This window comes from Bacillus sp. AFS053548 (assembly GCF_002575105.1).
Taxonomy (GTDB): Bacteria; Bacillota; Bacilli; order Bacillales; family Bacillaceae_G; genus Gottfriedia.
In genome coordinates, this window is the sequence record NZ_NUHI01000025.1 from 51,176 (window position 1) to 75,515 (window position 24,340).

19 protein-coding genes, 1 riboswitch and 1 other annotated feature are annotated in these 24,340 nt (G+C 32.0%); of the genes, 6 read left to right on the top strand and 13 right to left on the bottom strand.

Going from position 1 to position 24,340, the window contains the following annotated elements; all coding sequences use genetic code 11:
* Window positions 1-3: 3 nt before the first annotated feature.
* From ribD to CN946_RS13070, 3 genes are all read right to left on the bottom strand, one after another.
* A complete protein-coding gene (gene ribD / locus CN946_RS13060; protein ID WP_098861512.1) occupies window positions 4-1,101 on the bottom strand; it encodes a bifunctional diaminohydroxyphosphoribosylaminopyrimidine deaminase/5-amino-6-(5-phosphoribosylamino)uracil reductase RibD in 1,098 nt (365 codons plus the stop codon).
* Window positions 1,094-1,855, bottom strand: coding sequence for a GTP cyclohydrolase II (locus tag CN946_RS13065; protein WP_098861513.1), 762 nt, complete (start codon window positions 1,853-1,855; stop codon window positions 1,094-1,096). The genes ribD and CN946_RS13065 overlap by 8 nt, the downstream gene beginning before the upstream one ends.
* Before the next feature lie 92 nt (window positions 1,856-1,947).
* Window positions 1,948-3,042, bottom strand: a complete 1,095-nt coding sequence (locus tag CN946_RS13070; RefSeq protein ID WP_098861514.1) for an FAD-dependent monooxygenase — start codon at window positions 3,040-3,042, stop codon at window positions 1,948-1,950.
* Window positions 3,043-3,219: 177 nt separating this feature from the next.
* On the opposite strand from CN946_RS13070, the gene CN946_RS13075 reads away from it, so the two are divergent.
* A complete protein-coding gene (locus tag CN946_RS13075) occupies window positions 3,220-3,534 on the top strand; it encodes a winged helix-turn-helix transcriptional regulator (protein WP_025671317.1) in 315 nt (104 codons plus the stop codon).
* A 144-nt stretch (window positions 3,535-3,678) separates the two neighbouring features.
* Here the strand turns inward: CN946_RS13075 and CN946_RS13080 are convergent, their stop codons facing one another.
* The 3 genes from CN946_RS13080 to CN946_RS13090 form a co-directional block, all read right to left on the bottom strand.
* Window positions 3,679-3,975 (bottom strand): dockerin type I domain-containing protein, encoded by a 297-nt coding sequence (locus tag CN946_RS13080; RefSeq protein ID WP_098861515.1) that lies wholly within the window; start codon window positions 3,973-3,975, stop codon window positions 3,679-3,681.
* A gap of 57 nt (window positions 3,976-4,032) precedes the next feature.
* Entirely contained in the window at window positions 4,033-8,199 is a 4,167-nt protein-coding gene (locus CN946_RS13085; RefSeq protein ID WP_098861516.1) for a S8 family serine peptidase, read from the bottom strand.
* A 334-nt stretch (window positions 8,200-8,533) separates the two neighbouring features.
* Entirely contained in the window at window positions 8,534-9,790 is a 1,257-nt protein-coding gene (locus CN946_RS13090) for a helix-turn-helix domain-containing protein (RefSeq protein ID WP_098861517.1), read from the bottom strand.
* A 324-nt stretch (window positions 9,791-10,114) separates the two neighbouring features.
* Between CN946_RS13090 and CN946_RS13095 the strand changes: the two genes are divergently transcribed.
* Complete coding sequence (locus CN946_RS13095) at window positions 10,115-11,017, top strand: LysR family transcriptional regulator (protein ID WP_176547317.1); 903 nt, start codon at window positions 10,115-10,117, stop codon at window positions 11,015-11,017.
* 115 nt (window positions 11,018-11,132) lie between these two features.
* Here CN946_RS13095 and CN946_RS13100 read toward each other — a convergent pair whose 3' ends face one another.
* A complete protein-coding gene (locus CN946_RS13100) occupies window positions 11,133-12,173 on the bottom strand; it encodes a WxLIP family cell surface protein (protein ID WP_098861519.1) in 1,041 nt (346 codons plus the stop codon).
* Window positions 12,174-12,301: 128 nt separating this feature from the next.
* The gene (locus CN946_RS13105) at window positions 12,302-13,015 is read right to left on the bottom strand and encodes a WxL domain-containing protein (RefSeq protein WP_098861520.1); all 714 of its coding nucleotides are present in this window, start codon (window positions 13,013-13,015) and stop codon (window positions 12,302-12,304) included.
* A gap of 256 nt (window positions 13,016-13,271) precedes the next feature.
* Here CN946_RS13105 and CN946_RS13110 point away from each other — a divergent pair, with 256 nt between their 5' ends.
* Window positions 13,272-14,726, top strand: coding sequence for a BglG family transcription antiterminator (locus tag CN946_RS13110; protein WP_098861521.1), 1,455 nt, complete (start codon window positions 13,272-13,274; stop codon window positions 14,724-14,726).
* A gap of 40 nt (window positions 14,727-14,766) precedes the next feature.
* On the opposite strand, the gene CN946_RS13115 is transcribed toward CN946_RS13110, so the two are convergent.
* A complete protein-coding gene (locus CN946_RS13115) occupies window positions 14,767-15,768 on the bottom strand; it encodes an alpha/beta hydrolase (protein ID WP_098861522.1) in 1,002 nt (333 codons plus the stop codon).
* 117 nt (window positions 15,769-15,885) lie between these two features.
* Window positions 15,886-16,167: a DUF3892 domain-containing protein gene (locus CN946_RS13120; protein ID WP_069032911.1), complete on the bottom strand. Its 282-nt coding sequence runs from the start codon at window positions 16,165-16,167 to the stop codon at window positions 15,886-15,888.
* A 198-nt stretch (window positions 16,168-16,365) separates the two neighbouring features.
* On the opposite strand from CN946_RS13120, the gene CN946_RS13125 reads away from it, so the two are divergent.
* Window positions 16,366-16,578: a hypothetical protein gene (locus tag CN946_RS13125; protein ID WP_098861523.1), complete on the top strand. Its 213-nt coding sequence runs from the start codon at window positions 16,366-16,368 to the stop codon at window positions 16,576-16,578.
* Between the two features lie 337 nt (window positions 16,579-16,915).
* Here the strand turns inward: CN946_RS13125 and CN946_RS13130 are convergent, their stop codons facing one another.
* From CN946_RS13130 to CN946_RS13140, 3 genes are all read right to left on the bottom strand, one after another.
* The gene (locus tag CN946_RS13130; RefSeq protein ID WP_098861524.1) at window positions 16,916-17,287 is read right to left on the bottom strand and encodes a hypothetical protein; all 372 of its coding nucleotides are present in this window, start codon (window positions 17,285-17,287) and stop codon (window positions 16,916-16,918) included.
* An 88-nt stretch (window positions 17,288-17,375) separates the two neighbouring features.
* On the bottom strand, window positions 17,376-18,614 hold the full coding sequence (locus tag CN946_RS13135) for an MFS transporter (protein WP_098861525.1): 1,239 nt from the start codon (window positions 18,612-18,614) through the stop codon (window positions 17,376-17,378).
* Window positions 18,615-18,680: 66 nt separating this feature from the next.
* Window positions 18,681-18,931 (bottom strand) — a binding site (T-box leader).
* 165 nt (window positions 18,932-19,096) lie between these two features.
* Entirely contained in the window at window positions 19,097-21,076 is a 1,980-nt protein-coding gene (locus tag CN946_RS13140; protein WP_098861526.1) for an acetoacetate--CoA ligase, read from the bottom strand.
* A gap of 371 nt (window positions 21,077-21,447) precedes the next feature.
* Window positions 21,448-21,549, top strand: a riboswitch (purine riboswitch).
* A 265-nt stretch (window positions 21,550-21,814) separates the two neighbouring features.
* Between CN946_RS13140 and CN946_RS13145 the strand changes: the two genes are divergently transcribed.
* Both CN946_RS13145 and CN946_RS13150 read left to right on the top strand, forming a co-directional pair.
* Window positions 21,815-23,047 carry an HD domain-containing protein gene (locus CN946_RS13145; RefSeq protein ID WP_098861527.1) on the top strand — a complete coding sequence of 411 codons (1,233 nt, stop codon included), beginning with the start codon at window positions 21,815-21,817 and terminating at the stop codon, window positions 23,045-23,047.
* A 14-nt stretch (window positions 23,048-23,061) separates the two neighbouring features.
* Window positions 23,062-24,318 (top strand): cytochrome P450, encoded by a 1,257-nt coding sequence (locus CN946_RS13150; protein ID WP_098861528.1) that lies wholly within the window; start codon window positions 23,062-23,064, stop codon window positions 24,316-24,318.
* Window positions 24,319-24,340 lie beyond the last annotated feature (22 nt).

Below are 24,340 nucleotides of genomic sequence, written 5' to 3' on the forward strand. Positions count from 1 at the left end.
TCCTCATGAAGTAGTATATTTTGGATAGCCTATGAATTTATAATCAGGACCAATTTTCGTTAATTCAATCTCTTCAAGTTCAATCGCTTGTCCCATTTTATCAAGCCCAGTACCTTCTAAAAATGTAGGTGCATTCTTTCCACCTATTAATTTAGGAGCTAAATAGACAATCACTTTATCAACTAAATTTTGATTCATAAAGGAAGCATTCACTTCCCCACCACCTTCTACTAATAAAGAAGAGATTGAATGTTCACCTAGAATTTTTAGCATTTCGTTTAAATCAACTCTATTTAAATCGCTCGTAACAAATACTTTTACACCTAAGCTTTCTAATTCACTTCTTTTTTGTTCAGAGTGTTTTTGGCTTGTGAATATCCATGTTTCAGCTTGCTGATCGGTTACTACTTTTGATTCTAAAGGAATTTTTAAAGTTGAATCTAGGATCACTCGTACTGGATTACGTCCGTTTGGAATTCTAGTTGTTAATTCTGGATTATCTTTTAATACTGTGTTAACACCAACTAATATCGCACCAATTTCATTTCTTAATTGATGAACATCATTTCGAGCTTCTGCTGAAGTGATCCATTTACTATCAGAAGAATGGGTAGCAATCTTCCCATCTAATGTAGAAGCTGATTTCATTACGACAAAAGGAATATTTTTAACAATATATTTGTTAAATACTTCATTCATTTTGATCGACTGCTCTTCGCAAACTCCGATGATTACTTCAATTCCAGCATCTTGAAGAATTTTCACTCCTCTTCCTGCCACTAAAGGATTTGGGTCAAGTGTAGCAACAACAACTTTTTTCAAACCTGCTCGTACAATTGCCTCTGCACAAGGACCAGTTCGTCCATGATGAGAGCATGGCTCAAGCGTTACATAAATTGTTCCACCTTCAGCTTTATCGCCTGCCATTCTGAGTGCATTAATTTCAGCATGAGGTTCACCGGCTTTAAGGTGAGCACCAATTCCAACAATCCGACTATCATTTACAATTACAGATCCTACTAATGGGTTGGGGTCTGTTTGACCTTTTGTAGCCATGGCATTTTGAATAGCTAAATTCATATAAAATTCATGATTACTCACTTGTACGTCCTCCTTTAAAATGACCAGAACGAACAATTTTAGTCTCTAAATACTTTTCGTTATACTTTGATTTGTCTCCCCATAATTGAATTCTTCCAGATACATTAGCTCCTGATTTTTGAAGAGCATCCAATTTTCTTGGGTTGTTTGTAATTAAAGTAACCGGTTTTGAGCGAAGCGTTTTTAATACACGAATAGCATCTTCGTAGTTTCGTGCATCATCTACAAAACCAAGCTCTTCATTTGCCTCAACAGTATCAAATCCTTGCTCTTGGAGAACATATGCCATCGCTTTACTAAATAAACCGATTCCTCTTCCTTCATGATTTGCTAAATAAAATAATGCACCTGATTCATTTGAAGAAATCATTTTCATTGCTTCTTTTAATTGGAATCCACAATCACAGCGTTTACTTCCAAAAATATCACCTGTATGACAAATACTATGCATTCGAATTAGTGCATCCTCTGAATTTTCAAAGTCACCATAAACTAATACGCTTGATTGTTGCATTTCTGCTAAATTTGAAGATGCTAATTTACTAATAATTTTTTCAGTGTTATATGATCCATCGCTACAAAAATCTCCTTCGATATCTTCACAGCGTAGCCAACAATACCAATGAAAAAGTACTGTTTCTCCATCTAAATTTACTGGTAGTTTAATTGGTCCAACTAAATAAATTGATTTATCGTTATTTTTTATTACATTAATTTTCTCTTTTAATAAAGAAACTACTTTTTCGTTGATCATGAGGCTTCCTCCTGTTTTCTAACACGATTTCATATTGATATAATATATTTCTTAATTTTTACTTGTCCATTTTTAAAATTTTAAAGGCATTCTTATATAGTCACATCAAAATGATGTTTAAAAGTACTTTCCTGGGTTAGTTGTTGCTTTTGTAAGCTTTCAACTTCTCCTCGTCTAGCATATTCAAATTTCTTTAACACTATTGTACTAGTATCTTTGTTTCGAATAGCATCTTGTATGATTTCTGCTAAAATATCTGCATCTTTCATCGCAATATTTACACCAAGCGCTGCAGTAGGACTCATCGTGTGTGCCGCATCACCCATTATAATTAAGCCGTCTTTTACCCATGTTTTACTACGGCTACTTTGAACATTTAATAAAACAAAATCGTTCCAAGATTTTATATTTTCTTGAACAGTTTCAGTCAGTTCTGGAAATGCTTCGATTAGCTGATTAACAAAAGGATTGAAAGATTTACTTCTTAAGTTCAGAAAAGAACCTTCATCTATATTCCATCCAATTTGAATAAACCCTCCTGCTTGAGTAAACAAAGCCAATTGTTGTTTATTTATCAATGTTAATCTAACTGTTGGATCCCAACTTGCTGGTCTAGGTATTTTAGCCCAAAGTAGATCGTATCCATGTTTTATAATATCCGTGTGTATATTTGCTAATTTGCGGATCGTCGAAAATCGACCGTCGGCACCGATTATAACCGAGCTATTAATTGTTATCTCAGTACCATTCCTTATTGCTTTAACACCTATATAGCGACCATCTTGATCTTCTATTAATTTAGACACACGTGTGCCCATCAAAAGCTTGAAGTTTTCATATTTATTTGCTTCTTTTAAAATAACATTTAATAAATGATTTTGTGGAACATGAATACCAACGTGTTTGGAACCTTGTGATGGAAAAATACTTTTTATTATTTTATTCTGATTCCAATATTCAACACGATCCATTAGCAGTAGTCCGTATTCTTTAACTTTTTCATAAAGATGATGCTTTTTTAATATTTGTTCACCTTCAGAATTTAGATGCTCCCCCCTAAATTCTTTATCAATTCCACTATGTCTTTCCACAAGAACAGTCGAAATATTATTTTTTGCAAGCAAATATGCTAATAGTGCACCACCTGGTCCTGCACCTACAATACATACATCTGTATTCATATTCATGTTGTTTTGCCACCTATTTATAGACATTTATTATTTTTCTAAAAAAATCATTTAGTTACTTTATGTAAGTAAGTTTAATTTAGTAATAAACTTACGTCAAGTAATAAATTTATGTATGGTAATCTTGTTATTAATACAAATTTAGTTATAATATGGATATAGGTGAGGTGGTTTTAAATGGATTTTTCTTTATTATGCCCTCGATTTGAAAAAAGCGTAGAGTTAATTAGTAAACGTTGGGCAATTCTAATAATTTTTCAACTTCTTTCTGGATCACAGCGATTTTGTACAATCGAATCAACTTTGCCAATTAGCGGGCGCGTCCTTTCAGAAAGACTAAAGGATTTAGAACAAGCAGGTATTGTAAAACGCGATGTTTACCCAGAAACTCCAGTTCGAATCGAATATTCTTTGACAGAAAAAGGACTGGCTTTAGAACCAGTTATTAAGGAATTAATGAAATGGTCGCAAGATTGGACAACAATCGATTAGTTATGGTTTTGTTTTTTTGCTTCGCCTTTTAATTATTTTTTGAATTCAATTAAAAATAAAAGGGATGTCTCATAAGTCAGAATCCTAACTTGTGGACATCCCTTTATCAATTAGGCTCTCGATTAAAATTAAAAGTTGTTTTTTTTATTGAATGCCTAGCTCACTCTTAATGATATCAATTGTCTTACCTTTATATTTCTTCACTGGTTTTGGAGCAATCTCCACTGCTGGGTTTTGCATTAAGAACTTCTTTTCTACATAAGCAAAATCTTTTGCATCAACTGTACCGTCAGAGTTGATATCAGCTGAGCGTTTGTTTGTTCCCCAATATGTTTCAATTGCTAGAGCGTCATTAATGTCTATTATATTGTCTATATTGATATCTCCAGCAGTAGCAACAGCAACACTTTCTGTACCGATTCGATCACTAATACCATACATGAAACCATCCATAATAGAAAAAGAGAAGCCTATATTCAGCTTCTCTTCAACCTTTGTTTATTGTAAACCTAATTGAGTTAATACATCATCCAACGTAACGCCTTTATAAGCAGTTTTCGCTTTTGGCGCATTTGATACTGTTGGATTTTTTAATCCGTAATTTTTAACAATAAAATCCATATCCTTTTTATCTACTACTTTATCAAAGTTAAAATCTGCTGATGCTTTATTTGTCCCCCAATAAGTTTGTACTGCTAATGCATCTAAAATATCGATTACATTATCTTTATTTACATCTCCTGCTGCTGCAACTGGTAAGTTCCAAGCTAATCTTTTTCCTACGATTTCCCCACGTACATTATTAGATAAAACAAGTTGTTTGTTCATCGTGAAATGACCTGGTACATCAACTGTTACCGTATACGGATTTACTTCAGCTTTAAGACCTTCAATGATATACTGCCCACTCTTATTGAAACTCGGCGCATTAACACTTGTTTTTCCATCATAAGAAGTAACTGTTACTTTTGCACCGATTGCACTTTGATCAAGCGCATAATTTTGCTGACCTGTTGCAGGATTGATTGCTCCTTCAAAACGCAATGCTCCATCTAATCTTGAATAGGTTGGTTTATATTTAATACTTTCCATGTAAGAGTAAACATTATTAGTCACTACATCTGATTGATCAGTCGTAGAGGCTGTCATTGTATACCAATTGAAAGCAGATCCTCCATAAACACCATCTGTAAATTTTTTAGACGTTTTAAGGTCGAAATTAAATAACTTTAAGTCTTCTGGTAATACTTTATCGCCTAAATAAGTGAATGTAATTGTATAGTTCAATATACTACCTGATGGAGTCGTAGATACTGACACCTTTGCATCGCCATATTGCTTTACTGCATCATTTACTACTACATTATCAATTGAAGCAATGTTAGGATCAACTGGTATTGTAATTTTAGATGATTTTAAGTTTTTAACATTATTTGAACGAACGCTATAATTTACTGTATCTCCTGTAGTTACGATTTGTTTATTTGCTTTTAAATAGTAATATGGTAAATTGTGATCCACAAAAACAACTCTTAACATATTAAAAGCATTTCCAGTAAAGTTTCTTGCATAATCCATTCCATAAAACTGAACTTGTAAAGGTGCAGCTTGTTTTCTAACTACAAGTTTATCTGTGTAATTTCCATTTTTATCTGTGAAAATTGGATTTTTCGGAAATGGACTATTATAAAAAGTTACAACTGCATTGTTTGATTGATCAACTGGAAGACCTAGTTTACTAGCTTCTTCTGTTTCAGGATCATTTAAGTTAAAGTTAAAGTCATATAAGAATTGTCCATTTGAATCAAATTGACTATCATTGTATTCAATTACTTTTTGGTCTAATGAATCAAAGCTAGAAGTCATAGTTGGTGCACCTAAGTCATAGATGAAATCAGATGATTTTGTGAATGTTTTACCTTGTTCATTAGATCCAACCAGCTTAATTTTATAGTGACCTGGTTGTGCAATTTCTGGTTGATATGCAATCGGATTCGCTGAATCACCAGTAAATGGATAATATGTTCCAGTAAATCCTCTTGATACATAATAAGTTTGATTTTCATTCAATATAATCGGACTCAACGAACCTACTAATCCTAGGTCTTCACCAGTTGTAGAATCTTGTAAAATAATATCTAATGTTTTCATATGTGATTTTAATGAGAATGAAAATGATTCGAATGGCCACGCATTTTCCGGCCAAGCTGTATCGGATGAATACATTGGTAAGGCGTCAACTGAATCAATGCCTTCTTTTATTACTCGTCCACCAAACGGAATTTGATATGTTTCAGTTGGATCTTGAGTGTTCGTGAAAGTAATATATCCTTCATAAGTGCCTTTTTCTGCAGTTTTTGGAATGTTTAAATTGAAATTGATTGATTTTTGGCTAATTCCATTTAATTTGACAGATGTAGGACCAGTTAATGTTACATTATTTTTAGCTGCATCTAATGAACCTCTTAATCCAGTTTGGAATTTAACATTGACATTGAATGTTTTTGCTTTTTCACTACGGTTCTTTAATGTAACTGTACGTGAATCAGCAATATCTTGATCATCAAATCCAAATGAACCAAAGCTCATTCCACCGGTTAATTCTTGAATTGATTTTTGTTTTCCATTAATGATTGTTGGCGTTTTATCAACTACTTCTAATTCAACATTAGAGTGGATTGCTTCATAAGCATCTACTCGTCCGCTACCTTCTTCAAATACACTATAAGCCTTTGAAAGTGGATCTGCAGTATTCATTAAAATTGATTTAATATCTTCAGGTTTTAAATCTTTATTTGATTGAAGTAATAATGCAGATACACCGGCTACATATGGTGTTGCCATTGAAGTACCAGATAAACGTTCATATGCATATTTGTAATCTTCCGGTTTTGATCCATCAACAGTTTTATCGTTCACATAAAATGGTACTGTTGAAAGAATTGATACACCAGGTGCTGTTACTTCTGGTTTAATATCATAGTTCACTCTAGTTGGTCCTCTAGAACTGAATTGCGCTAATTCATCTGAAGCCGTTTTTAATTTCGTGAAATCGCCGAATGTGAAGTCGGTTTTACCAGCTTGAATTGATGCTAAAATTGCATTTCCTTCATCATTTGTGACAGAGAATGCAGGGATCGCATCTACTGATTCACCAAGGAATGCTTGAATTGGACCTTCTGCCTTATGTGTTTCATCGTTATACATTATTACGCCCACTGCACCGGCTGCTTTTGCATTTTTGATTTTATCAATTAATGCAATTGATCCACGTTTAATGAACGCAATCTTACCGTTCAGATCTTTTCCAGTAAAGTCCGCTGGGTTAGCTAGTCCAACATCAACAAGCTGGTATGTTTTTCCTTTTAATGTTGTTAAATCATCTTTATAGTTTCTTGCTAACTGTCTTAAAGAATAATTTTTACCATTTTGTACACCTGAATATTGATAGATATCGAGAGCAATAGATGACGCTCCTACAGTTAAAGCTAATGCTGCAGCACCTGGCGCACCTACAGTATACATTTGATCTCCGCTATTTCCTGCCGCAATGACTGTAGTAACTCCACTTAAAACTGCGTTGTTTACCGCAATTGAAGTCGCAAATAGTGGATCATTTAATGTTGCACCTAAAGACATGTTAATGACATTCATACCGTCTTTTACAGCACGATCGATTCCGGCAATAATTGTATCAGTTGTACCGCTGCCGTATGGACCGAGCACTCGGTAAGAATAAATATCGGACTCTGGCGCCGCACCAACAGTTTTATATTCACTATTCGCTTTACCACGACCACCAATGATTCCTGCTACATGTGTACCATGCTCTGTGTAGTAGGCAGTTCCACTAATGAATTCTGCTTGGCCTGATTTTTTCCAATCTGTATACGTTGTTTCCATCGGATCATTGTCATTATCAACGAAATCATATCCGCCTTTATATGCATCCTTTAAATCTGGATGGTTATAATCAATTCCTGTATCTAAAATGCCTACTTTTATTCCTTTACCAGTAAATCCTTCAGCATGAAGACGATCTAAAGCGTCATAAGGTGTATAGTTACCAACATTTGCTTCGTCTGCTTTAAGTTGATCGTTTTCTTTTGGAGGATCAATTGTAAATGTTTTGTTACTCCAAACGGACTTAACAGCCTTTGATTTTAATAAATTTTTAATTTGGTTTGCTGGTAGACTCATCGAAACACCATTAAAGGCATTTTTATATGAACGATTAATCGTATAATCTACTTTTTTCGTTTTACCAGTTTCTAATACTTGACCAACATCTTCTGCAAATGTTGCGTGATCTTGATCTACTAATTTTGCTGCTTCTGATGTAGTTAATGTTTTACCTTCTACACTCGCTTCGATTTGCGCGACTTTAGCTGGTTTATTTGCAAATTCAACAATAACACTTGTTTGTTCTGAAGAATTTAAATTAATATCTGAAGAAATTTGAAGACCAGTTTCTTCACTAGTCGATAGCTGTTCAAGAGCCGCTCTTTGCTCAGAAGATAAATTTGCTAAAATATCTTCTGCTTTACTTGGACTTGCTGCTTTCGTACTAGATGTTACTTGTCCAAGCGAGCCTAGAATAAAGCTCGATGTTAAAGCTAAAACGGTAAAGCTTTTTAAAAACTTTTTCTCTGTCTTTTTCCCCATTTCTCTTCCTCCTAGTAAATTTACAACAAGGTAGATTTCTACATTGAAGTACAAAATTAGACTTTCTTTGATAAAATTCTGAACTATTTCCCCAAAAATAAACAAACAATTTGTCTATTTATTTAACTTCATTATTGAGAATTTTCATTTCTTTATCAATCGGGTTATAGCGAGCCTTTATCACTGGGTTTATAGAACAATCTTAGCGAGTTTCGACAAACTTCTTGTCTAATGTTTATAAACATTGAGAGGAAAATTTAATAAAATGATAAATTTCAATATCCTAGATAATAAAAAAGACTTTTGACAACGGGATCTCGTTATCTAAAGTCTTTTAATTTAACACTTGAATCATCAATTTAAAACTTTGGTCTATTTCAATCGCTTTTTCAAATTCTTTTTGCTCGACATAGTGATTATATAAGATCTTTCCATATTGCTCAAAAAATGAAGTATTATTAGTTGCAATAAGCTGTGGAACGACTACTTCAGCTAAAAATTGATAAAATTGAATTTGGTTTTTTTTACATTTCAATGCTAATAGTTTATAAAGATTGAAATAAATTGGGCATTGTTTTTTTGCTAATTTCGTACCTGTTTCTATTTTTTCTAAAATACTTTCCTTATTCAATAACTTTCCATCTAAACATGCTTCAGTAAAATGATATAAACGTCTTAAATATTTTATTGATGATTTATCAGTTAGTAAAAAAGCTTGTTCAAAATAACTAACTGCTTGTTCATATTTTCCTCTTTTATAAAACTCTTCTCCTAAATTATATAAAATATTTATTTTACTTTCTTGAGCACCTAATATCGAACAATTATGTATTAAATTCTTATAGTTTTCAACTAGGTCTAAAAAATCAATATCTCTTTTACTATCGAATTGCATTAGCATTAAGATTTGAGCATTCATAGCACTCACATGATTATATGTTCGATTAAAAAATTGAAGAGCTTTTTCACCATATGTAAAAGCAGAAACTTTTGCCTTTGCATGATGGTAAGCTAAAGCTAAGTGGTAGTAATATTCTTCATTATTATACTCTGCTATATTAATTTGTTTTAATAGATTCACAGCAGTTTGACAGTCTTCACAATGGGCAGTTCTAAATGTACTGATACAATATATTCCTTTAATGTGTAGAAGAAGATTTTTTTCATAATTAGATAACGTTTGAAACTCTTTTTCTACGTACTCAATTATATGCTTTGCTTCTTTAAACATATTTTTTTGAAGATAATATCTTCCAGTTAATAGCATATAGTTTGCCGCATGTTTAGAAGCCATAATAAACGGATTTTGATCTAACTCTATTTTAATTCCTTCAATTTGTATTGTTCTTTGCATAATGATTGCCTGATTCCAATCATTTAAGTGCTTTTCAATAAGATATAAAGATTCAATTTCTTTATTTATATCAATTTCTAACTTATTAGCTAATTTGTATATAATTTCAGGAGATAATGTAACTTTTCCACTTTCAAACCGACTAATATATGCTTTACCACAAATTCCTTCACCTAAGTTAGACTGACTAATTCCTTTTTTCTCTCGATAATATTTGATGATTTCCCCAACTAACATATTTAGCCTCCTCTATATTAGGCAACGTTCAAATTGAACAAAAAAGTATCATTTATTGTAAATTTTTCTAAATAAAAGAAAGCACTTGATAAATCTAATGAATTGATTCAACATTAGAACGTATTATTTTTCAATTACATTGGACTAAGGTTGAAAAAATGGAATAATACTAATAGTTAAACCCAATTCTATATTTGCAAAATGATTAAGTAAATTTACAATTTATAAATATAACTTCACGATTTGTAATATAAAACCTGAAATAAAAAATCTATATTAGAAAAGTTTTAGTTCATGTATGAAAGCATAAAGGTGGTCAATGTAATGCATTTAGAAAAACTAGAGATTTTAGTAGAAGTCGCTAAAACGGGGTCGATTTCAATCGCTGCAGAAAATCTTCATATAAGTCAATCCGGTATAAGTCAAGCGATTACTAAAATAGAAGAAGAACTAGGAATAAAAATCTTCAATCGATCTAGATTAGGCGCTAGATTAACAGTGGATGGAGTACAAATCGTGGAAAAATCACAAGAAATACTCTTAAAATACGCAGAATTAAAAGAAATAGCACAGAAAAGTAAAGATACCCAACTCAGTGAACTTAGGGTTTCAATGGTACCTGCTTTTATAAATTACCTATTAACGCCGTTAGTTGATTTTAAAAGCCAACATTCAAATTTGCATATAGACATATTAGAAAACACTACTGAACGTACAATTGAAATTGTTAAAAAAAATCAAGTAAATATAGGAATCATCTGTCTTTACGAAGGCATTATGAAAGAATTAGAAGAATTTCATTACGAAGGATTAGTAGATGGAAAGATGAAAGTATATGCAAAAAAAGACTCACCTTTTGCCATTTCGAAAAAAATAACTCCTGAAGAAATTCTTCAGCAAAAATTCGTTCTATATAACGGTGATTATATAAGATGGTTTACAAATAACTTCCAACATAAAATTGGAAAATTAGATATTTTATTTTCTTCCAACCATCTTGAAGAGTTATTAAGAGCAATTTTAAATGGCAACGCAATAACATGGGGACCAAATTTTTCATTAAAAAATCATCCATATTTATCGAATGGTGAACTCGTTGAAATTGATCTCGTAAATTACGAATCTGTAAACTCCGAGCTTGGAGTAATCACTTCAAAAAAGAAAATATTATCAAAGGTTGAAAAACAATTTATCAATTTTTTGAGAAATGAAATCATTTCATATTAATAAAAAAGGCAACATTTCAATGAAGAAATGAGCCTTTTTTGTTTTACCAATATATTATTTATTTTAATTTTAATCTTTTAAGTCAACTGATCAATACTATCCAATCTTTCAAAAATCATTCTTGATTATTCGTTTGTTCTTTTTCCTTCTTTCTTTTTAGGAAAAAAATTAAGCCAATGATCCCTACTAAAAGTAATAATCCGCCTCCGATATAATACCAATAATGATTATTTTTTATTTCAACTGCTTTATTATTCAAATCTGTTGCTTCTTTTCCAATTGTAAATAACTCATCCCATTCCCATACTTGAGTTCCGATGATCGCTTTCATCTTTAATCGATAAGTTCCGGGTTCAATTGGATTATTATTTAAATCGATTGCGTAATCAAAATTTGAATTAGGGGCCATGCTCATCTCAGTTTTTTTCGAACTATATAAAACTTTTTTGGAACCTTTTTTAAAGATTTGCGCATCTATACTCATACCCTTCACAATGGAGGATTCGCTGTTTTGGATTGTCGCGGCAATTGCTGTACGATAATTTACTAATTTAGGTTTAATGTCAAGTAAATGTAGATCCGGCTCGACTTCCTTAGTGTTTTCCGATAATTTTATTCCAACTACATATGCGTATTCATTTTTTATATTAATGCTCTCACTTTTAGAACTTTTTTCAGTTTCTTCAATTTTTTTCTTAAAGTGTGCTGCTCCTAAAATAACTCCATCATATCCATCTTTCGGCATTGTAATCGAAAAAGACACAACCTTTGATTTACCTGGTGGAATAACAACTTCTTTTTGAGGTTCTTTTATTAAGCTAGTTAATGGATACTTTAAAGATTTATCTGCATCCTTACTATTGGATTCAGAGTAATCAATCAGTCCATTATCATTAGTCGTTGCAAAAGTAATATTCCCTTGGATTGTTTCTTCTTTTTTACTATTATTAAAGACCTCAATTTTTAGATCCTGTTTTTGTCCTGGAGACATTTTTAAATCAAAATATGATTTCAGATGATCAATTTGATTTGTTGGAATGATTGCTTTTACAGAAAAATCGATATTATTCTCTGCTTTTACAGATAGAGGGATAAACGATAAAGTTAACAGAATAGCAGAAAAAATTAACAATAATTTTTGACGTAAAAGATCCATTTTTATATTCCCCCTTTAGAATAGAGACTTTATATCATTTTCACTATAAGAAATTTAATAAAGTTTCATCTAATAGGTTCAAATAATATAAAGTCCATTCCATTAATTGTTATTTTTCAAATTAACTACTATAAACCCGGAGCATCCGTTAATGTCCACGTAATAGTTGCCTCATGATTACCAATCGTTGCTGAGCCTGCAGGTATCGTCAAAGTGACATTATCATTTAATGCCCCATCATTCACTTCTGGATTTGGTCCAAGCCAACGAGTTACCCATGTACCATAACCATTACCTGGAGATGCGGAAACAACAGGTGATGCTGTACTTCCGTCAGTATTTAAACCAATTGTTTCAGTTGCTACTGGGGACCCACTTGTACTTAATGAAATAACGGAACCATTTTTAAATGTAATGATTGCACCAGGTAGAGAATCCGCTGTTCCATTTGTAAATTTACTTGCTTTAGCAGTTACTGACCAACCTGCCCCTGTACCACGGCGATCTGACACTTGAATAAATGGCTTTTTAGATTTAGCAGAATAGACTTCTGTTTTATTTGAAATCTCATTAACTCCGAAATCAACTGATGAAACATAATCTAATGTTAATGAACCAGCATTCCCTGTTGGCGGATCTGTTGGATCAGTTGGACCTGATGGTTCTAATGGTTCAATTGGATTTGTAGGATCAACAGGTGTAACTGGACCTGTTCCAGCAACAAATGTTATGGATGATTTTGAATTTCCTACAGATGATACCTCCGCAAAAGTTGAGTGAGCAGCTCCAACTAATGATGACATCCCGATTACACTAACAAGCGCGACTTTAGTAAATTTCATTTCACTTTACTCCTTTAAAAATTATTTTTTGTTTCAACGATGTCATTATATCGCTGTAGTAAAGTGATTCCCATGATGTTTTTTACCTTTGATTTAGGTAAAAATAAAATCCTGTCTTCAATAAAAGTTCACATTTAACTCTATAAAACGCATTAAAAGGTGTTTTTCAATAGATGAAATAAACTTTCACTGAATTAAGACAGAACATTAATAGCAATAATAGTAATAAATCGGACAAAATTTATGGAGATTTTGAATGGATAAATCAACAAAGCGGAAATTACAAATAATAGATATTTTAAGTAAAGAAGATAAGTGGTTTAAAACAGAAGAATTAGCAAGTGAGTTACTTTGTACTGAAAAAACAATCCGAAATGATTTACAGGCAATTAACACACACCTACCTAAAGGATGGCAAATTGAAACAATTAAAGGTAAAGGAATTTATATTAATAAACCGATTTCTTCATCAATTAATCAAATTCGTTCACTTTTCGTAAAAAATTCATTGAAATTTCAAGCTATTATGCTAATACAATTTACTCAAATTAAAAGTATTGCAGAATTAGCAAACGCGCTTTTCACACAACAACCTGCTGTCTATTCAATACTTGATCGAGTTGAGGAATTATTGGAGGCCTACCATTTAACTTTAAAACGTGGCCCGCTCGAAATTGTAGGAAGAGAATTTGAAATTCGGCTATTGTGTGGTGATATCCTAGATGCTTTATGCGCTTATTCGGATGATCAAGAATGGCCACTTGAAGCATTCTCATTTCAAGCTATTAAAAAAATTGTATTAGACACTACTGAAAAATTTAAATTATTCCTATATCCTTCGACTACCAATAAGTACGTCTATTTACTTGGAACGATGTTATATAGAATCGATAAAAAAATGCAACTTGAATTAACTGAGCAATCGATAAACAAGATTTTAGAATCAAATTATTTTAAAATTGCTAATGAAATTTGTAATCATTTAGAACATCAATATAAACATCATATTTCTATGAATGAACGAATTGCGTTTTCATTATTAATATCAACTCTTCCATATTATAGTTTTGACAACATGGAAAAAAACGAATTTCTTTATTTATATCAAAATCAAAAAACAAGGTATTTTAAGGAACTCTTTCACTTAGTTGAACTATTGAAGGAAAAAACAGGTATATCGTTAGATGAAGACGAGGAGTTTCTTTACACATTACATGACCAATTCCAAAGATACTCGTTCATTTTATACTCAATCGATAAAAAAGAACCATCTTATTCAATGGATCGTTATGTTAAAAATCAGTATTCAGACCTATATAAAAAGGTATCAAAAGCCTTACAAATCTGGACGAAAAAATTTTCATACCCCGAAATTACTAGAGATAAAATTGCGAAAGTTTCATTAAATGTTCAAGCTTCTAAAATTAATTTCTCATCATCAAGGAAGAAGGTTTTATTATTAACAAGTAATGGTCCAGGAGTTCATCGTTATATTGAAACGAAACTGGTTACTGCTTTTGGTCATAAAATTGATTTTATTCTTCCTAAATTGGGTGAGTTTGATTCAACAATTATAAATGAACTAAACATTGAATTTATTATTTCTGATTTCTTGCTTGAAGGCGAAATCATTCACCCAGTCATTACAATTGACCCTGTTCTTACGCAAAGAGATCTTGATCAAATTTCAAATTTCTTAAATTCAACATAAAAAAGTAAGGCGAAATAAGCCTTACTTCTTTGTATTTTGACTATCTATTTTCCAAGTGTTGTTTAATAAACTGTGCAATCTCAGCGTTCGCTTGCTTACTAATACTCGAAGCCTTGTCCATTAACTGAAAATCATGAAACATTCCTCTCCAAACTTTACATGTAACCTCTACGCCATTAGCACTTGCTTTTGCCGCATAAGCTAAAATATCATCGATTAACTCTTCCCTTGCGCCTGCATGGATCAGCATTGGAGGTAAACCTTTTAAATCACCATAAAGTGGTGAGATTAAAGGATTTTTCCGATTATTATTCCCTACGTATGTATCAACAATATTGATATCATTTCCATGATAACTTGCATGAATACTATCAAAATCTGAAGTGTATAATTGACTTTCTTTCGTTAAGTCAGTCGCTGGAGAGATCCCTACAACAGCTGTTGGAAAGTTTCCATTTGAAGATTTTATTTTATTTAACAAAGCAAATGCTAAATTACCACCAGCACTATCCCCAACGATAACAACTTTAGAATTGGGACCATAATTTTTTCCTAAATAATTATAAACTTTTTCAACATCAGTTAAAGCTGCTGGATATGGATTTTCAGGTGCAAGTCTATACTGTATCGTAAGTACCCTATAACCTGTCTCTCTAGCTAAGATTGTTCCTAAATTCCTTGAAAAACCTAACCAACCTCCGCCGTGTACATAAAAAACAATCTTATCTTCTGAAGATCCATCTGGAATTAACCATTCCACTTTTGTTCCTTCAATATTATCTCCCTTAATTTTAATATTCGAAGGAGTTGGGACTATTTGTTTTTCAATTTCGATTCGTTTTTGCTCTAATGATGCCGTTCTTCCTTCTTTTGCTTTTTTTATATTTAATGCTCTAAGAGCTTCCGAGACTTTGTCGGGTTTCTCATTTTGATAGATGAGGGAAGAATTACTTTCACTTTTTACAGTATTTTTTGAAGCAACTAAATAATTTCCAATTAACAAACAAGTCACTAGTAACAGAAATAAAAAAGTTTTTTTCAAATTGGCTCCCTACTTTTCTGGTATTTTTTGTCTTCTAATATTAAATTTTCCATTTTCTCATGAATTAATCGAAAAAAAAGGAGCACAGAACTTGTGCACCTTTTTAGCGTTTAGACATTAAAAAGTAGGTAAATTACTTAAATTATTTGTAGGATCACCATCAGGATAAGAACGAAGTGTTTTATGTGGATTATCTCCACGAGTTAGACCTGTGTTCACATCTTCAATTTGTTCAAGTTCTGCCATCGCAATGGCTTGCTCAATCCCAACTATTTCACCATTTTGAAATTTTACATCTGTAATATCACCATCGCCATTTTTTCGTACTGCGACGATATGTAATTTATTTGGATCATCTTGATGTTCAGGATGTCCGATACCACGATTTTGAAACGACATACCAACACACCTCCATTTATTAGACACAAAAATAGTATGGCGAAATGAAAATATGTTTATCCTTCCAAATTATTACAAGAATAAATCCAATATAACCTTGTTAGATATTTCACAAATTATACACAGACAATTTTGCACAAACACTATACGATAGTTATGTAATCATTAATCCAAACACTTTCGAAAGAAGGGAAAAATATGACTACTGTTTTAGGAATGACAAGAGAAGGCAGATTAATTCACAAAATTGGTGAAGGCTATTACCGATATACAAAATTAAACAAAGATGAACTAAAAATATTAAATATACTTGTTGGTGAAGGTATGGCGACTGTCGAAAAAAAGGGGATCGGTTATGCGGCTCTTGTCAAACTGACTGAACAAGGCAAAATTATTAAACACGAATGTTAACTTTCATTGATTAGAATAAATGAATTAATACAACCATGAAAAGTCTTAATCGGTTAAAAACCCCCATTTTTAAATCCCTTTAATTAAAATCTGCATAATTAAGCATACAATTAAAGGGGTATTTTTTAATAAGGCAACTATGTTTTTTGATATATGCTTTGGTGAATCTTTATTTATGCAATTGACATAATAGGATTTATAAAGCTTAATATTGAAAGTTTCTATTAAAAAGGCTCTGTTAATTTAAACAAATGATTTTTGTACTAAAAAAGAGGTTGTCTAATTAGACAGCCTTTAAGAGCACAATGTAACCAATGCAATGCGTTAGTTGAACAGGTTAAATACTATATGAAGTTTTTCTTATATCCAAAATTTCAGCTTTCGAACAATAAAAATGAAATCCATTGTCTTCATAGTCAAACACTTCAAGTTTAACGTTCTCCCATCTCCATTCGCTAATATCTCTTATATCTAATGATATTTGGTGATAGGTTCCAGAAGATTCAAAATTGATTTTTTGTGGATCATGAAATCTAACCATAATTTTATATCTTAAATCAGTGCTTTCAATTACAAATTCAATATCAAGTACAGCTTTCTTTTCAAAATTTTCCTCAAATATTTTAAAATGAAAGTCAGTAATTAATCTAACATCCATGAAAGAAAAATCGTCTAACGTTCTATTTACAAGATCAATTTTCATATTCATATTTCCACACCTCAAATGGTACAAAGATTAAGTAACTAATGCAGTGCGTTAGTTAGGACGAAAATTTTTTTACTATATTCTAAAAACTTTATTTATATCCAATGCTTCTGAAATAGTTTTCGCTTGAAGGTCGGATAATAAATACACTTAAAAATAGCGCTAAAAATAGCATAATAAGACTACCAGCAATTACTGACATTTTAATCGATACATAGTGAGTAGAAAATCCGATTAGCATAGTTGAAACTATCACTAATATTGCCTCAACAAAACCATAGATACTTCCAACTCTTCCCATTATCTTAACATCTACGTCGGATTGGTAAAATGTATCAAATCCCGTATTTGCAAAAGACAACGCAAATGATAATATGAAAAATCCTAATCCAGCCATTGAAAAAGAAATAGAAAATGAATATACGATATATCCTAATGATAAAAAAATTGTCCCAATCCCCATAAGCCAAGAAGGATGTAGTCGTTTTGCAAAAATTGTATTAATAATTGCACCTATACCAATTCCTGCTCCAGCAATACTTACTAGAACACCATATTCTGTATTACTCAAATGAAGTATGCTCTTTGAAAACACTACTTCTAATGAATCAACAGCAGCCGTTAAAACTAATATACTATTAAATAAAAAATAAATTTTCATAACGTAACTTGATTTACGGCTGAATTTTAAAACCTCAGTAAAATCTTTCCTAATTAGTTTGAAGGAGAGCTTCTCATATTTAACCTTTCGCATTGTTACCTTATCCAAATTAGGCAAACTAGCTGTTACAATTCCCGAAATGATAAATGAGATCGCATTAATATTAATAGCAAACATAGGTGTGCCAATCATAAAAAGTAGACCTGCAATCGCTGGTCCAGTTAGGAATCCTCCAGATTGAACTAAACTACGCAAAGCATTGAAGCGAATCCTCTGATTCTGTGGAATTAATTTAGTTATATAAGTTGTTGATGTTGGATAAAACATTGAACTTCCCATATTAACGATAAATACGATTACAAAGATCAGAAAGACGGATGATATACTTGGTATTAAAAAAATTAATAATCCCCTCAAAAAATCCAAAAATACCATTAAATTCCTTTTGTTAAATCGGTCAATTAAACTACCAGCCCATAGGTTAGTAAGTATTGTTGCTAGTGGTTTCAAGACATAAAGAGTGGATATAGCCAAAACAGATTTCGTCATATCAAAAATAATTAGATTTAGTGCGATTAAATAAATCCAACCTCCAATATTTGAAACGCCTATTCCAAATAGTAAAAGCAAAGGGTTTTTCCAAGTAATATACATCTTATTTTTTTTCATTTTACACCTCTGAATAAGCATTTTTAATTTGTACAAATAAAAAAACTCGCCCTCCAAGACCGTAGTCTTGGGGACGAGTTTACCTATCGTATCGTGGTGCCACCCCAGTTTGTTAATATGTCATCACATTAACCTCATTAAGTACATTTTAAACATACTCATACTCTATAACAGGAGCACCTGTCATACCATCGCCATTATTGGTTCCGATATGAAACTCAGAGTCTTGCTTCAATGGACCATTCATACTCCTTTTCAGCAACTGGAGCTCTCTAAGATGAATGAATTCTATTTACTCTTCTCTTCATAGTTTTTTATTTATTTTTATACTATTATAACTTTTCTGTTTTATTTGTCTACTGTTTTTTATTTATTCATTATTGCACTAACCTGCCAGTTAATTGAATAAGAAAATCAACAATCTACTTTAACAGAGCCTAAAAAACGCTTTCTCATAATGAAGATAACGTTTTAGACTGATTTCAAATTTGTTCATTTAAAACTTGTGCCAGTCCGATAAAAAACTTTAATGACTCTGGATTAGCCATCGAACCTTGGTTGACTACTTTTTCAGGAGAAAAACCTAATAATATTTTACGTATTGGAACTTCTAACTTTTTACCACTCAATGTTTTTGGAATTTGCTCAACTTCATAAATTTCATTAGGGACAAAACGCGGTGATACCTTATGTTTAATTTCTACTTTTATTTTTTCCTTTAATTCATTTGTCAAAGCAACCCCATTTTTAAGTACAATAAATAATGGCATAAATGACTGACGGCCAAGTAGCTCTAAATCAATCACTAAACCTTCCATTATCTCATCAAGTGACTCAACAACTCGATAGATTTCGCTTGTACCTAGACGCACTCCATGTCTATTAATTGTTGAATCTGATCTCCCATAAATGACACAACTACCTTTTTCATCAATTTTAATCCAATCTCCATGTCTCCAAATACCTGGATAAACTTCAAAATAACTTTCAAGATAGCGCTCATTATTCGAATCACCCCAGAAATAAAGCGGCATTGACGGCATAGGAGAAGTAATCACTAGTTCCCCTACCTCATTAATTACTGGTTTTCCCTCATCATCAAATGATTGTACATGAACTCCTAATGAACGAGCTTGAATCTCTCCAGCATAAACAGGAAGAATCGGTGAACCTCCAACAAATGCTGTGCAAACATCAGTACCTCCACTAGTTGAAACAAGCCAAATGTCATCTCTTATATTTTCATATACCCAAGAAAATCCTTCGACTGATAGTGGCGATCCAGTTGAACATATAGACTTTAATTTAGAAAAACTATGTCTATCTTTTAGCTTTATTGCATGCTTCTCACACACGCTTAGGAATCCTGCACTTGTACCAAAGAATGTTACACCTACTTCTTCTGCAAGGTCCCATAAAACATGTAGACTAGGATAAGAAGGGCTTCCATCAAACAATAATATCCTACTGCCAGATAACAATCCTCCAACTAATTGATTCCACATCATCCAGCCAGTAGTAGTAAACCAAAAAATGACATCATCTTGATTTATTCCTTGTTCAACTACTAATGTCTTAAGTTGCTCAACTAATATTCCACCTTGACTTTGTACAATTGGTTTAGGCAAACCTGTTGTCCCCGAAGAAAATAGAATCCACAGTGGATGATCAAAAGGAACAACTTCAAAAGTAAGTTCACTGCTTCCCACCAATAATTCATTCCAAAAAACTGTTTCGTTTTCCATTTTATATTCATCAAAATTTACATATGGCACTAAAATTGTCTTCTTTAATGTAGGTAGTTCAGACTGTAGCTCCTCAACGCTTGATAACCTATTTTGAACTTTTCCATTATAAGAATAACCATCCACCGCAAATAAAATAGTCGGTTCGATTTGTTTAAATCGGTCAATTACACTACTCGTTCCAAAATCTGGTGAACAGCTAGACCAAATTGCTCCAATGCTTGCACAAGCTAAAAAGGCAATGATCGTTTCAGGGATATTGGGCATATATGCTACAACTCGATCCCCAGATTTAACACCTAATTCTCTTAAAGAATTTGCGACCAATCCTGTCTTTTCCTTAAGCTCTTTCCAACTTATTTCTGTTTTTCGAGTAATTTCTGATTGAAAAATTAATGCAGTTTGGTCTCCTTTATCATTTCGAAATACATGTTCTACATAATTAATTTTAGAGCCGGTAAACCATTTTGCGCCTGGCATTTTTCGCTCTTCAAGAACATGATCGTATGGTGCATGGGAAATTACATTACAATATTTCCAAACGCTTTCCCAAAAGGACTCTAATTCATCGACTGACCATTTCCATAACTCACTTTGTGAATTGAAAAATAGATTTTTTTCATTTTCGAGCCAGTTCATAAAATGGCTAACTCCAGCATTTTCAATTTGCTGCCTAGTTGGTTCCCATAATAAAGCACCTTCAGTAATCGCTTTCATTATTACTCCTCCTACATTAGCAATCTATTTATTTTAAGGACACAGTAACTGCACATAGCACAAACCTTTTGATGGAAACTCCTTATAAGCTTTCCGTTATGTATTAGTTGATTGTTTTTTTCTAAAAATACTTAATATTTAAAAATTAACTATTATACTATTACACACTAAATTTACTGTCAATATCGAAAATGAATCATCGTTCAATAAAAGCACACTTTAATACTGTACATTTAACTATTAATCTCTGAAATTAACCCAAAAAACTTCATACTATATCCTCATAGAGATAGTGTTGATATTTAATTTGATTGAATGTAATATATTAATTGATAATCCTGCAGGTTATTATTACCAATTTAACCAATATTTACCATAAATATATTTTAGCTCGTATATACCCAGAAATATGGTCTGGGAGTCTCTACCTAATTCCCGTTAAGAATTAGACTACGAGGTAATTTTTACTTTATTAGTAAAAAAGCTGAATTTAATAAAGGTTAACTATGTCCCTTTGAATCGATCTTTTAAATACGCTATTAATCATAGACTGTTTAAAAGTATGTATTCTTCACCTATTTGAAGGACTTTATATACCTTTAAAATTCCAACTTTTTTGCGAACCAAGATAAAGTAGGACTTATCTCTTTTGTGGAGTATACGTCCTACTTTATCTTGGTTTTTTTACGTCACTTAAATGTTTTCTTAAATTAATGTTTATAGAAGGGGTTTATTGATATGTATAAGGCCATGTATCATACTTTTGACCACCTAAGACTATCTGACAAGCAAACGCAAGAGGCTAATATTGCGTTCTTACATGACTTTAATGCAGTTTTAGAATCCCCCCATTTAAAAAAATTAGCAAAAAAAACACAGTTAATTCCCAACTCAGAGCATTGCCATAATCGTTTGTCTCATACTATTGACGTATGCCATGTTTCAGGCTTAATCATGGAACATCTTAACAATTATTTTCAAGAAAATAACATTACACCCATAAATAAAGATTTAGTAAATGCTATTAGTCTAGCTCATGATATAGGTCATCCACCATTTGGACATACCGGTGAACGAGCGCTAGATGAAATGATGAAAAAAATGGGTGGATTTGAATCGAATGCACAGAGCGTTAAAATTTTAGTTAATAGTTCGGATAATTTTAAATACAGAACCCTTACAGCCTTAATGAAATACAAAACTAAAATCCCTTTAATTAGAGAAGAATATAACGGTTTAATCAAAGGCTATTACGGGTATATGACAGACTATTTAGAACCATTATTTTTGACATATCAAGAAAATGTCATTGAGCAATCAATCGTGGACATAGCAGATACGTTATCTTATGCGCTATCAGATCTAAAAGATTTAATTCTATTTTATGGAGAAAATAGATTTGCTCAATTACTTAATAGACATTTTACTGAAAGCGCGATGCTAGAGGAGACAATGCTTTTTTTCCCTGAAATTAGTAGATCTGAATTACTTTATTTCATTCCAAAAATTATGGAAGACATTAAAAATAATATACTTGGAGAAATCTTTCAAAATTACGGTAAGTTCATATCGGAACCACTACAATCTATTATCCATGATTTTATAGATACATTAGTGATCAAGATAAACTATGCCCAACCAATGTACAGTAAATTGAATCTTCCAATAGAAAATGAATTAAAACTTTTTCTATTAAATCAAATTACAAAGAAATGTTTCTTAGAAAGAAAAGTTAATAGAGAAATAGATAAAAAGATTACTCATAATATACAGCTCACCTACGATTATCTTTTTAACTTAAATAGTGAGGTTTCTTTGTTGAAATTAGATAAGGAAGTCTTACACCAATTGATCAATATCTCTAATGTTATTGAGCGTTCACGTTTTGTTTGTGACGTAATATGTCATTTAAGTGATATGGAGATTGGAAATTTTGTAAGAAAATCCAATAAAAAAATAATTGTAGTATAACAGGAGGAAATAACATGAGTATAAATGTAAAACAATCTGTCGAGCAGTTTAGTTTAAATAGTAAAGAGTATTATGAAAACAGATACGAATTATATGAAAGATTACGTAATGATGCACCTGTTTTTTGGCATGAGGAAATGCAATCCTGGTTTATAACTAGGTATGAGGATGTGTCCAAGAATTTACTAGGAGATAAATTTATTTCAAGTAATGTAATTCCGAATAAAATGAGTAATCTCGCTGAAGGAGAAGATCAACATTTTAAAGATATAATCGATATCATTAAGACTTGGATGGTCTATAATGATCGACCAGTTCATTCACAATTAAAAGGTTATATGAACAGAGCCTTTTTAGTTAACGAAATCGAACTTATTGCTCCTGAAATTCAGAAAATTGTTTCTACAATCGTTGATAAAGTACTTGAAAAAAACATAAGTTCATTTGACTTTGTAAAAGAGATCGCACACCCTATTCCTGCAATGGTACTTTGCAAAATGTTAGGAATTCCTGGTGAAGAAGTTGACAGATTCATTAAATGGTCTGATGATATCGCATTATTTATGCAAGATTTCGTTGTGTCTCATGTACCAAGTAAAGAAATTAGTGAACAAGTTAGAGGAAGTGTAAGAGAAATTTGGACATACCTTTCAGATGCGATTGCGGAAAGGCGTAAAGAAAAGAAAAATGATTTATTAAGTAGATTAATCTCTGAGACTCCTGGTGAAGATGGTGAACTTACTGATGATCAATTAATTGCTCAAACAATGCATTTAATTTTCGGTGGACATAAAATTCCTCAATTTGTGTTAAGTAATACATTACATCTTCTATTTAAGAATCAAGATGTTCTAGAAATGCTTAAAAAAGATATGTCCCTTCTTCCAAAATTATTAGATGAAACAATGAGACTAGAAGGGCCAATCCAATATATTGTTAGACATGCTTCAAATGATATCGAATTACACGGACAGCAAATCAAGAAAAATGATTCTGTTTATTTCTTCTTAGCTTCTGCTGGCCGAGACGAGCGAGTATTTGCAAATCCTGACAAAATGGATATAAGTAGAACAGGTTTCCGTCATGTAGCTTTCGGTGGGGGGTATCATACTTGTATAGCTGCTGCTTTTGCTCGTGTAGAGATCATGGAGATTCTTAAGGAAGTAATAACTCGTTTTCCAACAATCGATTCATTATATGATTTAGAAAATCCAGAGTGGACTGCAAACCCTACTTTCACTGGAATGATCAAGATGCAAGTGAAAATCTAGTATTACTGGAGTATTTGATAGG